General features: G+C 65.8%; 9 protein-coding genes. 2 read left to right on the top strand and 7 right to left on the bottom strand.

What is annotated here, in order from left to right:
- Positions 1-144 precede the first annotated feature (144 nt).
- On the bottom strand, positions 145-930 hold the full coding sequence (locus tag DMR_RS06385) for a carboxymuconolactone decarboxylase family protein (protein ID WP_043600189.1): 786 nt from the start codon (positions 928-930) through the stop codon (positions 145-147).
- 191 nt (positions 931-1,121) lie between these two features.
- Here DMR_RS06385 and DMR_RS06380 point away from each other — a divergent pair, with 191 nt between their 5' ends.
- Complete coding sequence (locus tag DMR_RS06380) at positions 1,122-2,027, top strand: LysR substrate-binding domain-containing protein (RefSeq protein WP_015860083.1); 906 nt, start codon at positions 1,122-1,124, stop codon at positions 2,025-2,027.
- Positions 2,028-2,685: 658 nt separating this feature from the next.
- Here DMR_RS06380 and DMR_RS06375 read toward each other — a convergent pair.
- The 3 genes from DMR_RS06375 to DMR_RS06365 form a co-directional block, all read right to left on the bottom strand.
- Positions 2,686-3,735 carry a DUF1786 domain-containing protein gene (locus tag DMR_RS06375; protein ID WP_015860082.1) on the bottom strand — a complete coding sequence of 350 codons (1,050 nt, stop codon included), beginning with the start codon at positions 3,733-3,735 and terminating at the stop codon, positions 2,686-2,688.
- A gap of 65 nt (positions 3,736-3,800) precedes the next feature.
- On the bottom strand, positions 3,801-6,263 hold the full coding sequence (locus DMR_RS06370; protein WP_015860081.1) for a CBS domain-containing protein: 2,463 nt from the start codon (positions 6,261-6,263) through the stop codon (positions 3,801-3,803).
- 112 nt (positions 6,264-6,375) lie between these two features.
- Positions 6,376-7,437, bottom strand: a complete 1,062-nt coding sequence (locus DMR_RS06365) for a phosphotransacetylase family protein (protein ID WP_015860080.1) — start codon at positions 7,435-7,437, stop codon at positions 6,376-6,378.
- A 331-nt stretch (positions 7,438-7,768) separates the two neighbouring features.
- Between DMR_RS06365 and rnc the strand changes: the two genes are divergently transcribed.
- Complete coding sequence (rnc, locus tag DMR_RS06360; RefSeq protein WP_015860079.1) at positions 7,769-8,500, top strand: ribonuclease III; 732 nt, start codon at positions 7,769-7,771, stop codon at positions 8,498-8,500.
- Positions 8,501-8,745: 245 nt separating this feature from the next.
- Here rnc and DMR_RS06355 read toward each other — a convergent pair whose 3' ends face one another.
- The 3 genes from DMR_RS06355 to DMR_RS06345 form a co-directional block, all read right to left on the bottom strand.
- Positions 8,746-9,642 carry a flagellin gene (locus DMR_RS06355; protein WP_015860078.1) on the bottom strand — a complete coding sequence of 299 codons (897 nt, stop codon included), beginning with the start codon at positions 9,640-9,642 and terminating at the stop codon, positions 8,746-8,748.
- A gap of 404 nt (positions 9,643-10,046) precedes the next feature.
- Positions 10,047-11,699 (bottom strand): flagellar hook protein FlgE, encoded by a 1,653-nt coding sequence (locus tag DMR_RS06350; RefSeq protein WP_015860076.1) that lies wholly within the window; start codon positions 11,697-11,699, stop codon positions 10,047-10,049.
- Positions 11,700-11,735: 36 nt separating this feature from the next.
- Positions 11,736-12,434 carry a flagellar hook assembly protein FlgD gene (locus DMR_RS06345; RefSeq protein ID WP_015860075.1) on the bottom strand — a complete coding sequence of 233 codons (699 nt, stop codon included), beginning with the start codon at positions 12,432-12,434 and terminating at the stop codon, positions 11,736-11,738.
- Between the last annotated feature and the right edge of the window lie 12 nt (positions 12,435-12,446).

Genomic DNA, 12,446 nt, shown 5'->3' with positions numbered 1-12,446 from the left:
GCGGGTGGTTGCCCTGACAGAGGTTGGAAAACCAGAAAGACGAGGAAAGGGCATGGTCCATGGGGCCATACCCTTTCGATATTTCGAAAAAAGTCTTTTTAACCGGCAAGTTGGCCGAGGCTGACGGCCCTGTCGGAGCGCCGGTTACGACCCCGTGGCGGCAAAAACGTCCCGCACCACCAACATGCCGTTGATGGCCGCCGGAAATCCGGCATAGGCCGCCATCTGCATGACCGTCTCCACGATCTGTTCGCGCGAAAGCCCCACCGCCAGTCCGGCCCGCACATGCACGGCCAGCTGCGGCCCCATGGTCCCGCGCGCCGTCGCCGCCGCGATCATGGCGATCTCCTTGGCCCCGGGCGAGAGCACGCCGCGCGAAATCACGTCGCCATACGAGAAATCCAGCAGCCAGCCGCCGAAATCCGGAGCCATGTCGCCCATGGAGGCCAGCACCTTCTTCCCGGCCTCCCGGCTGGTCACCGACAAGGCCGCCAAGCCCCGATCACGCCGGTTCGCCGGCTGTCCGGCATAGGCGTCCGGCGGCGTCACCGTGATCCCCTTGGCCGCGAACACCTCCCGGCACACGCCGATGGCGTTGATGCCCGCCGGAAATCCGGCAAACACCGTGGCCACGTAAACGATCTCCACGATCGCCTCGGCCGAAAGCCCGGCGGCCAGCCCGGCCTCCACATGAAACGCCAGCTGCGGCGCCGCGTTGCCCAGGGCCGTCAAGGCCGCGATGGTCGCCGTCTGGCGCAGCTCCGGTGACAAGCCCGGCCGGGTGAAAATGTCGCCATAGCCGAATTCCACCACAAACCGCCCCAGATCCGGGGCCACGCCGCCCAAAGCCTCCTGCACCGCCCGCGCCTTGTCCGGGGCCAGGGCCATCAGCGCCGCCATGCCGCGATCATACCGTTCACTCGTTTCCATACCGTTTCCTCCTCGCGCCGGATGCGACCCCAGGGCCAAAGCCAGGGCCAGAACCAAAGCCATTGCCGTCGGCATACGCCAATCTCGGATCATGGTCGCCTCCCACGTGGTTTTGACCGACCCTAATCCGCCCGCATCAAGAGGAGAAATACCGATTTACGCCGCAATCAATACGCGCTAGCTATCAATCCATGGAACTGCGCGATTTCCGCTACGTCCTGGCCGTGGCCGAGGAACTGCACTTCGGCCGGGCCGCCGCCCGGCTCCACATGTCCCAGCCACCGCTCAGCCAACGCATCCGCGACATCGAAAATGACCTGGGCACGCCGCTTTTCACCCGAACCAGCCGCCGCGTGGCCCTGACTCCGGCCGGCCAAGCCATGGCCGACAAGGCCCGTCACATCCTGGCCCTGGCCGACGAAGCCGCCGCCCTGGCCAAACGCGTGGGCGCGGGCCTGGCCGGCCGCCTCACCCTTGGGTTCGTCAACCCGGCCATGGACGCCTTCCTCGCCGCCGCCCTGCCCCGCTTCCGACACCAGGCCCCGGACGTGGAACTGCGCCTGAAGGAAATGACCACCCCACAACAAACCGACGCCCTCACCGCCGGCCGCCTCGACCTCGGCTTCATCCGCTACGCCGGCCAGAACACCCCAAGCATCACCATCACCGAAATCCTGCGCGAACCCTACATCCTGGCCCTGCCCGCCAACCACCCTCTGGCCCATAACCCCACACCCACCCTGGCCGATCTCCACAACCAGCCCCTCGTCATCCCCCCGCCCGCCACCCTGCCCGCCCTGGCCCAAGCCATGGCCGCCGCCTTCGCCCAGGCCGGAGCCTCCCCCATCCCCGTCCAGGAGGCGGCCAGCAAATTCACCACCCTTGGCCTCGTGGCCGCCGGCCTGGGCCTCGCTCTCGTCCCGGCCTCGGCCCAGGTCTGGCAACGCCAAAACGTCGTCTTCCGCCCCCTCGCCCAAGGGCTGCCCCCCGTCATCCACGCCGCCGCCATCCCCGAAGGACGAACGTCGGCAGCGGCCGAGAGGCTGGTGGAGTTGGCGCGGCTATGCGCGGAGGGAGAGGAACATGGCGAAAAATAAAGGAAAGAAAAGAATGCCTCCGGCGGCCAAAGGGGCTGAGCCCCTTTGGAAACCCCGCATGGGTACGACGGGGGGCAGGACTGATGGGGTGTGCGCAAGGGCGGGAAGACCCCTTGGGCGCGCGGGAGCGTGGCGGCTGCGCCGCGTGGGGCGTTGAAATTTCCGGGCCGTCGATGCACCCGGCTTGCGCCGGGAGCTCGACGGCCCGGAAATTTCAACGCCCCGGTTCGCCCGGGTTACCCGGCACGGGAAACCGGACAAAGCCTGTTTTCTGGAACGAGGCGGGTCTACACCCAGCACCGAGAGTCTTCGTGGGGTTGTTCGCCGCTCCCCCCTTCCGCCCCATCCTGTTGATCCCGCTCCAACCATGCGAAAACGGGTGATTTTGGCGCGAGGCTTTGATCGCGCCAAAATCACCCGTTTTCGCTGGCGAGTTGGGGGCTGGAATTTCGGATTGTCCGGCCGGGCGGCTTCCGCCTGGCCGGACAACCCGAAATTCCAGCCCCCATCTTCTCGGGCCGCCGCCTGCCGACCACACCTCCACCCGGCCGACTCCCCCCATATCAGGGGTCCGGGGGGCTGAGCCCCCCGGCCGCCGGAGGCATCTTCTCTTTTATCAACAACATATTACCTTACAACCTTACGACCTCACGACCCATCACTTCCCTTCGACCTTGCGCCCTTTCAACCAGCTCACCAGCCCATGGCAGGCGGTGAGCATCATATCGCCGCCGGGGCTGGGGAATTCGACGTCGAAGCCGGCGAAGGAGGCGCGTTTGGGGCCGATGACGAGGGTATCGGGAAAGATGCCGGCGTCGGGCGGCAGGTCGAGGGTCAGGCAGCCGTGGCCGCCGGAGTCGAAGACGGAGGCGTTATCAAGGTCGCCCCGGCGGAAGCGTTCGAGGTCGGCCCAGAGGGCGTCGGGGGTGAGCATCCCGGTGTGGTGTTCGTAGATGCCGTAGATGCGGCGTTTATGGACCAGGGCGGCCACGGTGTGGCTGTTGCCGGCGTTGACGCACAGGACGCCGTGGGAGTCGGTGCGGCTGGCGATGTCGGGATCGGCGAGCATCCCCAGGACGGCGGCGGCGGCGGAGTCGGCCACGGGACCGCCGCCGATGGCGTTTTGGAGCACGGCCAGCCGGGTGAGTTCGGGGGGTGGGGTCAGGTAGACCAGGGCTTCGGGCCGGCCGCCGGCCTGGTGGAGAAAGCGTTCCCAGAGTTTGAAACGGCCCAGGCGGCTGCTTTGGCCGGGGTGCAGGCCGTGGTCTTGGGCGCAGGCCATGACGAGTTCGGGTTCGGGCAGCCCGGCCGCGCCGAGAAAGGCGCGCCAGTAGCCGGGGTCGTAGTCGCCAAGGGGCAGCGGCACGTGTCCGGCCGGCCGGGTGGTGGTGATGACCACGGGCGTGGTGGCGGCCAGGCGTTCGGGGTCATCAGTGAGCGCCCAGACGGCGTCGGGGTGGGCGGCCAGGGGCAGGTCGGCTTTGAGGTGGGCGCGGTAGGCTTTGAAGAAGCCGCCGCCCATGTTGGTGCCGGTGAGGTAGACGGCACGGCCGGCGGCGGTGAGTTCGGCCAGTCGCGCGCCGACTTGCCGGGCCGGGGCCGGCAGCACGAATTTGGGGCAATTTTCCGGCTCCAGGTCCGGGAAATGGTAGAGCACGTCCTGGGTGCCGGAACCGATGTCCAGGCACAGTACGCGACGCTTGGGCATGGCGGGCCTCCTTGGCTTGGAGGTCCGTAGCTACGCCATATCCCGGAGGTTCTCAAGGGCCGGCGCTACCCCTGTTCGGCCAGCAGTCCTTCGATGGCGGCCAGCAACCGGGTGGGGTCGAGGGGTTTGTGGAGCACGGCGTCGGCGCTGCCGGGAGGCGGGGCGTCGTGGCCGGTGATGACGATGACCGGGATGTGGGCCAGGGCCGGATCGCGGCGCAGGGCTTCGATGGCGGCCCGGCCGTCCATACCGGGCATGGCCATGTCCATGGTGATGGCTTGGGGCCGTAGGCGTTCAGCGGCGGACAGGGCCGAGGCGCCGTCGTGGGCGGCGGCCACCCGGTAGCCTTCGCCTTCCAGGAACTGGATGAGGAAGGAAGACACGGCCGGATCGTCGTCGACCACGAGGACAAGCGGCTTGTCGCGGTCGCGGGGACGCGGCGGGGCCGGCGGCTGGCAGGCGACACCGCCGGTTGTGGTCGGCAGTTCGAAGACAAAGGCCGCGCCCCGGGCCGGGGCCGGCTCCACCCAGATATGGCCGCCGTAGTGCTGGACGATCTCGCGACAGATGGCCAGCCCCAGTCCCGTGCCCTTGGATGGGGCCGAGCCTTCGGGATCCAGGCGCACTTGCCGGAACTTGTCGAAAATCAGTTCCCGGTCGGCCGGGGCGATGCCCGGGCCGGTATCGACCACGGCCACCCGGGCTGTGCCGGGCCGGGGTTCGCTGACGGTCACGGTGACCGCGCCCAGGGCCGTGAACTTGGCGGCGTTGCCAAGCAGGTTGATGAGCACTTGTTCCAGGCGATCCGGGTCAGCCAGGACCACGGGCGAGGTTTCGGGCAGGCGCGTTTCGAGATCGATCTCGGGGCGGCCGGAGAACAAGCCGGCCACGGCGGCCACGGCGTTTTGGACCACGTCGGTGAGGCAGGTTTCCCGGTCGCGCCACTGCATCCGGCCGGATTCGATGCGCGAGAGGTCGAGAAAATCGTTTAGCAGCCGGGCCAGACGTTCGCCCTCGTGGGAGAGCACTCGCAGATTGTCCTCGATGCGGGCGGCCCGTTTGGCCAGGACCGGATCTTCGCCGACCAGGGGGGCGAAATGGCGGCTGAAATCACGGGAGATGAGCTTGGAAAACCCGAGCAGCGAAGTCAGCGGCGTGCGCAGCTCGTGGGAGACCGAGGAGAGAAAGGCGCTTTTGATCTCGTCCATGCCGCGCAGGCGTTGGTTGGCTTCTTCCAGTTCCCGGGCCTTGTGGTCCATGTCGCGGGTGCGCTCGACCACGAGGTTTTCGAGGTTGCGGGTGAGCCGGGCCAGGGCGTCCTCGGCCTGCCGGCGTTCGGTCTCGTCCCGGGCCATGAGCACGTAGCCCGAGGGCGCGCCTTCCTTGTCGTAGATGCCGGACACCCGACCGGCGTAGAGCCGGGGCGCGTCGTCGCGGTTCAGGCTGAAGGTGAAGTCGTGGCTGTGAGTCGGGGTGACGGCGGCCAGCCCTTCGCCCAGGCGGGCAAGGGTCACGCCGTGGCGCACGTGGAGTTCGCGCAGGTCGCGCCCGGCCGCGTCCCCGGCCCGGACGCCGAAGATTTGTTCGGCCGCCGGGTTGACGTAGGTGACGCGCCAGGTCTCGTCCACGGCGGCGATGCCCAGTTCGGCGCAGCGTAGCAGGTTGTCGAGAAACATGGTTTTCTCGACCAGGGATTTGCCGACCACGCGCAGGGCCTCGTCCTTTTCGGCCAGGGCGGACTTGAGCGTGCGCACGTACTTGCTTTCCAGCCCCCGCACGATGTCGGACTGGGTGACGAGCCCCATGACCCGCAGGTCGTCGTCGACCACCACCAGCCGGCGCATCCGGCGCTTGCGCATAACCAGCGCCGCCTCGAAGACCGGCCGGTCCGCCTCCACGCAGACGACCGGGCAGCTCATGATGTCGTAGAGCCGCAGCCGGCCGAGGTGGGGGCTTTCGGATAAAAGGCGCACCACGTCGCGTTCGGTGATGATGCCGGCCGGACGGCCGTCGCGGGCGACGATGAGGCAGGAGATGGACCGGTCGGCCATGCGCGTAACGGCCTCGCGCACGGTGATGTTGCCGTCGACGGCGACCACCTCGCGGGTCATGATTTCGCTGACGCGCTTGATCTCGGCCAGGGAATCGTAGCCCAGGCGTTCGATGAGGTCGGACTGGGTGAGCACGCCCTTGGCCGTGCCGGCCTCGTCCACCATGACCAGATGGCGCAGGCGTTTCTGGGCCAGCAGGTGATAGGCCTCGACCAGGGAGGCTTCCTCGCCCACGGTGACCACCGGGGCGCTCATGAGTTCGCTTATGGGGCGCTGGGCGAAGTCGCCGCCGGTATGGGCGGCGGCCCACAGGACGTTGCGTTCGGTGACGATGCCGACGGGTTTGCCGGCCTCGGCCACAACCAGGCAGGAAATGCCGCGCCGGCGCATGATGTCGAGACCAAGGCTGGCCGGCGCGTCGGGCGCGATGAAAATGACGTCGGGGGTGATGATTTCGGCCAGGAGCCTGTCGCCCATGAAACCTCCTCGGGCAGGATCCCTGCGGCTCACGCGGGTTGGGCAGGCCGATGCCCGAAATCCGGGGCGTTGGCAAGGGGCCGCCCGGGCCGAGGGACGACCCGGACGGCGTCTACAGCCCTAATTGTTCGCGCAGGACGGCGAAATCGAGGTTGGCGTTGATGAGCTGCGCGCCCTGGCGGATCTTGATCTCGTCGCGCAGCTTGTGGCGCATGAGCAGCGTTTCCATCTTCTTGGCCACGTTGTAGGTGTCCTCGCGCACGACGATGATGGGGATTTCCAGCACTTCCGAGCGAGTGAGGATGATGTCGTTGGGATAAAGATTGCCGGTGAGCACCAGACACGGGCTGTCGCCTTCCAGGGCCACCAGATGGACGTCGGAGCGGTCGCCGCCGACGATGATGGCGGAATTTTTCTGGCGGCGGAAATGAGTCATGAAGTTTTCCACCTGCATGGTGCCGATGAGAAAGCTCTCCACGATGCGCTCGGACTTGTGGTGGGCGCTTATCACCTTGCCGCCAAGGCGGTCGGCCAGATCGCAGACCTTGATGGCCCCCATGAGCGGGTCCTTGGGGATGACGCCGAGCACCCGGATGCCCCGGTCGCGCAAAAACGGCACGATGAGCTTTCGGGTCTCGTCCATGAAATTCTGGGCCACGTCGTTTAAGATGATGCCGGCCAGATGGTCGCCGAGCTGATCCTTGAGCATGAGCAGGTAGTCGTAATTGAGCTCTTTGGAATAGCGGTCGATGACCACGGCCTTGAGCCCGAGTTCGGTGACCACGCGCACGCCGTCGGCGTTGCAGTAGCGGCCGGTGTGCATGCCGCCCGAGCCGCCGACGATGGTGACGTCCTTGCCGGCGCTGACTTTTTCGTAGGCGTCCTTGACGGCAGACATCACGTCGCCGACCTGGTTGCGGAAGGCCCGCACCTGGAAATCGTGGGTGGCAATGACCGGGGTGAGGGTTTCGGGGGATTCGTTTGTACGCAGGATGCGCTGGACGTGGTAAGCGTCCTCGTCCCACAGCTTGCCGTCGATCTCCTTGGGAACCGCGCCCACGGGCTTGAGGTAGCCCACGGAAAAGCCTTCCTTTTGCAGGCGAAGGCCAAGGCCCATGACCACCATGTTCTTGCCCGAGTATCCGGCCGTCGCGCCCACGTACAGTCCAGCCATGCCCGCCCTCCTGCGGCTTCGCCCAAGCCGCGTTGCCGTCGCCGGCCAGGTGGCGCGGCGGCGTTGTCCGGCCAAAATGCCTTCCCCGGCCAGGATAATCAAGTCTGTTGCGGCCAGGCGGCGCAAAAAGACGCCGGCCGGCGTCGGCGCGGCAAAGGCGGACACCGACGGCAACGGGCTGCAGCCGGCCAAGGCGGCAAGCGCTCAGATCGATGACCCGGCTTTGCGGGCGGGTTGGAATCGTCGCAGGGAAAGGCTAAGGTCCCGCTTCGAGGCCGCCCCGCCACCGGAAAAAGGGGAGGCCGCGCCAAAGCCATCCCAGGGAGTCCCCATGCCCGCATCCCCGACGCCCGACGCCGCTTCTGCCGAAAGTTCCCCCCTCCACCCCCTGGACCTGGGCCACGAATTCGCCACCCCGGCCCTTTTGGCCACGGCGCTGACCCATAGCTCCTGCGCCAACGAACGCGGCGAAGGAACCAGGCACAACGAGCGGCTGGAATTTCTCGGCGACGCGGTGTTGGAACTTTGCGTGTCGGAGGAACTTTTTTCCCTGTTCCCCGAGGCCCCGGAAGGCGAGCTGACGCTTTTGCGTTCCCAGCTCGTCAACGAAGCGAGCCTGGCGGCCATGGCCTTGCGCCTGGGACTGGCCGGCCATGTGCGGCTGGGGCGCGGGGAGGAAAACCAGGGAGGACGGTCGCGGCCATCGCTTTTGAGCGACGTCTTCGAGGCGGTGGTGGGGGCGATTTTTCTCGATGGCGGTTACACCGCTGCCCGGGCCTTTGTGTCGCGGACCTTCGACGGCCAGTGGCCCGAGCGTCCGGCCGCGCCGAAAATCAAGGATTTCAAGAGCCGGCTCCAGGAATTCACCCAGCGCACCCACAAGGCCCGGCCGGTCTACGCCCTGCTTGGCAGCGCCGGTCCGGAGCACGACAAACGCTTCGAGGTGCGCCTGACGCTCCCGTGCGGCCGGGAGATCCTGGCCGTGGAAAAAAGCGTGAAAAAAGCCGAACAGCAAGCCGCCCGCCTGGCCCTGACCGTCCTGGGACAGCTGCCCGAGGCTTAGCGTCCGGAGTGCTCGTGCCGGCAATGTTCGGGAACTGCCGCGTCCATTCGCCCATGCTCCGATGACGATCATCGCGCTGTTCCAAGGGCCGACGCCTGAATGCACCGACGTTTCCGCCCTGCCGCGCTCTTGTCAAAATTCCGTCATTCTGCCCGAGGCTTCGACCTCGGACCAGGGAGGGATCGCACTCCCGCGATCCACGCCTCCCTGGTCCTTGTCTTCATGATGCGCCTTCCCGATCAGGATTAGCCGCTGATGAGCTGCATGGCCATCTTGGGCAGGGAATTGGCCTGGGACAGCATGGCTACGGCCGCCTGGGTCAGGATCTGGTTGCGCACGAATTCGGTCATTTCCGTGGCCACGTCCACGTCGGAAATCTGGGATTCGGCGGACTGGAGGTTCTCGGCCTGGATCTGGAGGTTGGAGATGGTGTTTTCCAACCGGTTCTGGAGCGCGCCGAGGTTGGCCCGGATCTTGTCCTTGGACACGATGGCGGCGGTGATGGCGTCCAGGGCCTGCTGGGCCAGATCCTGGGTGGAAATGCTGCGTCCGCCGGCGCTGGTGGAGGCGGCGCCGAGGCCAAGGCCGAAGGCCGAGGCGGTGGAGGTGCCGATCTGGATGTAGTAGTAGTCCTCGGAGCTGGCGTTGCCGGTGCCGAAGTGGACCTTGAGCTTGCCTTGAGGCGTCAGATTACTGCCGTTGTGCACGCTGGAGGACAGGTTGCCGTTGAGCAGATAGATGCCGTTGAAGTCCGTGGCGCTGGCGATTCGGGTGATTTCCGAGGCCATGGCCTGGTATTCCGAGTCGATGATGAGGCGCTGGTCCGAGGTGTAGGTGCCGGTGGCGGCCTGTTCGGCCAGTTCCTTCATGCGGATGAGCTTTTCGTCGATGACCTGGAGCGCGCCATCCGCCGTCTGGATCATGGAAATGGCGTCGTTGGCGTTGCGCACGCCCTGGTTGAGGGTGGAAATATCCGAGCGCATGAGCTCGCGAATGGCCAGGCCGGCGGCGTCGTCGGCGGCGGTGGTGATGCGCAGACCCGAGGACAGGCGGCGGGTCGAAGTGGCCAGGGCGCCGTAGGAATCGGACAGATTCCGGGCAGCGTTGTTCGCCATCAAGTTATGATTGATAACCATGGACATAAGAAACCTCCTTGTTGCAACCAGACAATCCGTGTTGGTTTTGCCAAGTTAAAGCAGGAGGCGTTCCAAAAGCATTTTTCTTATTATTTTCAAATAATTATAATCGATAAAAGTCGCCCTAGGCAAAAAAATTCTTCCCCATTGCCAAGAAATCCACGCTGGACAGGAGTCGGTTCCGACGCTGCCGTCGCCGTGCCCGGCAAGCTTTTCCCAGGTCCCCAGATCGGGGCTGGCTCCCACTCCCAGACCGGCCGGTCCGCCTCCCCGGGCGATGGCCCCGCGCCCGGCAGGTCATGGGATTTCGTCCGCCAGCACCAGAACAGGACTGACCGTCCCCCTGGCGATCAAGCCAAAAGGCCGCCCCCTGTCGGGAGCGGCCTTTGGCGCGGCACTTGGCTTCGCGGCTAGCGCTTGAGCTGGATGACTTCCGAGAGCATGGAGTCCACGGTGGTGATGGTCTTGCTGTTGGCCTCGAACCCGCGCTGGGTAAGGATCATGCTGACCATTTCCGTGGCCAGGTCCACGTTGGAGGTTTCCAGGGTGTTGCCCGAGATGGAGCCCACGGAACCGGTGTTGGCCCGGTTGGTGGTGCCCTGCCCGGAATCCAGGGTGGCGGCGTAGAGGTTGCTGCCCTGGCGGCTGAGTCCCTGGAGGTTGGTGAAGTTGGCCAGCGCCAGGGCCCACAGCTTCTGGGTCTGGCCGTTGGAGAAGGTGCCGGTCAGGATGCCGTCGCTGTCCACGGACACGCTGGTGAGAAGCCCCGAGGTGTAGCCGTTTTGGGAGCTGAACACCGTGGAGGACGAGGTGGCGTAGCTGGTGGTCACAGTGCTGTTGACCTTGGTCGTGGACGGATTGAAGGACACCAGCTCGTCGGGATCGTGGGCGGCCGCGGCGGAAAGCAGCGTGCCGGTCGCGCCGGGTTGGAACCCGGTCGTGTTGCTGATGCCGACGTTGAAGGCGATGTTGAGCGCGTTTGGCGAGTCAGTGAAGCTGGCGTCGGACACCGACTTGAAGTTGGCGGTGAAAACGGGATAGCCGTTCTTCACGCTGGCCGCCGCCCACTGGGTCGCGTCGAAGGGGCCGCCGGTGGCGTTGCTGGCCTGCAGGGTGTAGGCGCTCATGTTTTCCAGGCTGCCCGAGGAGTCGAAGGTCATGGTGCCGGTCATGAGCAGGCCGGCGGTTTCGGTGCCGGCGATGGGGTTGCCGGCGGAATCGACGCGGCCATCCTCGCTGGGATCGCAGGTGACGCAGTATTCCCAGTAATCCTTGCCGTCTTCGCTGACGACCTTGTCGTAGTAGACGGTCAGGGTATGGGGCGAACCGTTTTCGTCGTAGACCTTGAGGGTGGACTGGTAGCCGTAGGCCGTGGAGGGCATGGCCGGGCTGGCCGTGCCGTCCCACTGCTCGGTCATGGCGTAGTAGTAATTGGTGCCGGCGGTGCGGGTGTTCTGGGTCGTGGTGTCGGAGTCGAGCTGGGTGACCATGGTGACGCTGGAAGTCGCCTTGGCCGGGCTGGTGAACTGGGTCAGGCGGATGTCCTGGATCTCGCCGGTGACCGGCACCTGGCTCAAAACCGTGCCCGAGGCGGAAGCGGCGTCGATGCGGTCCTGATCGACCTTCCAGCCCTGGACGGCCAGGCCTTGCGGCGTGACCAGGTAGCCGTCGGAATCGAAGCTGAAGTCGCCGGCGCGGGTGTAGTAGGTGGTGGTGTTGCCGGTGTTGAGCATCTTGCCGTTGGAACCCACCTGGCTCTTCTGCTTGACCATGAAAAAGCCGTTGCCGCTAATCGCCATGTCCAGGTTTTCACTGGTGGTCTCCAGGCCGCCCTGGGAGTAGTCGGAGACGATGGTGCCCACGCGCACGCCGCGGCCGATCTGCTTGACGCCGGCGGCCGTGCCGACGTTGGCGCTCATGAGGTCCATGAAGTCCGTGCGCGCGCCCTTGAAGCCGTAGGTATTGACGTTGGCCAGGTTGTTGCCGATGGTGCCCATCTTCGTCGAGTTGGCTAAAAGACCCGACACGCCCGACCACATGGATGTTCCTAATCCGACTCCCATAACGTCCTCCTTTCCTTATGTCCTCCCCGCGTCGGGTCAGGAATTCTCTTCAGTGGTGGTGGTTTCGTTGACCACGTTGGTGATGTCGGTGAAGGCCACGTAGCGGCCGCCGCCGATGTCGAGGTAATAGCTGCCGCTGACCTGCTGGATGCCTTCGACGGTGCCGGTCATGGTGCTGGTGACGGTCATGACTTCGCCGTCGGCGTTGGTGGCGGTTACGGCAACCTGGTACTGGCCGTCGTCCACGGCGTTGCCGTCGTAATCCTTGCCGTCCCACTCAAATTCCACCTGGCCGGCGGTGGTGGCCCCGAGGTCCACGGTGCGCACGATGTTGCCCGAGCTGTCGAGCACGTTGACCAGGCAGGTGGCGGCGTCTTCCGGCAGGGTGAAGGTCACCGAGGTGGCCGCGCCGTCCTCGACGTTGACCGCCGTGCCGTTGGCCTCGATGGTCTTGCCGATGAAATTCACGGCCCCGATCATCTGCTGCTCCTGGGTGAGCGTGGACAGGCCTTCGATGCCGGAGTTGATTTCGGTGAGCTGTTCAAGGCTCGAAAATTGCGCCAGTTCGGCCACGAATTCCTTGTCGTCCATGGGATCGAGGGGATCCTGGTACTGCAACTGGGTGACGAGGAGCTGCAGGAAGGCGTCCATGCCCAGGCCGGAGGTCGACGAGCTCGTGGTCGAGCTGGCGGAGCTGCCGGAGGTGGCGGAAAGAAGGCTGTCAACGTAACTCATGGCCTGCTCCCT

It is taken from the genome of Solidesulfovibrio magneticus RS-1 (genome assembly GCF_000010665.1).
Taxonomy (GTDB): domain Bacteria; phylum Desulfobacterota; class Desulfovibrionia; order Desulfovibrionales; family Desulfovibrionaceae; genus Solidesulfovibrio; species Solidesulfovibrio magneticus.
Note: the sequence above shows the minus strand (reverse complement) of the source record. Positions and strands in the feature narration are given on the sequence as shown.

Bases quoted from the DNA above. Each gene is read 5' to 3' on its own strand.
- DMR_RS06385 (WP_043600189.1), bottom strand. From the start codon at position 930: ATGGAAACGAGTGAACGGTATGATCGCGGCATGGCGGCGCTGATGGCC.
- DMR_RS06380 (WP_015860083.1), top strand. From the start codon at position 1,122: ATGGAACTGCGCGATTTCCGCTACGTCCTGGCCGTGGCCGAGGAACTG.
- DMR_RS06375 (WP_015860082.1), bottom strand. From the start codon at position 3,735: ATGCCCAAGCGTCGCGTACTGTGCCTGGACATCGGTTCCGGCACCCAG.
- DMR_RS06370 (WP_015860081.1), bottom strand. From the start codon at position 6,263: ATGGGCGACAGGCTCCTGGCCGAAATCATCACCCCCGACGTCATTTTC.
- DMR_RS06365 (WP_015860080.1), bottom strand. From the start codon at position 7,437: ATGGCTGGACTGTACGTGGGCGCGACGGCCGGATACTCGGGCAAGAAC.
- rnc (WP_015860079.1), top strand. From the start codon at position 7,769: ATGCCCGCATCCCCGACGCCCGACGCCGCTTCTGCCGAAAGTTCCCCC.
- DMR_RS06355 (WP_015860078.1), bottom strand. From the start codon at position 9,642: ATGTCCATGGTTATCAATCATAACTTGATGGCGAACAACGCTGCCCGG.
- DMR_RS06350 (WP_015860076.1), bottom strand. From the start codon at position 11,699: ATGGGAGTCGGATTAGGAACATCCATGTGGTCGGGCGTGTCGGGTCTT.
- DMR_RS06345 (WP_015860075.1), bottom strand. From the start codon at position 12,434: ATGAGTTACGTTGACAGCCTTCTTTCCGCCACCTCCGGCAGCTCCGCC.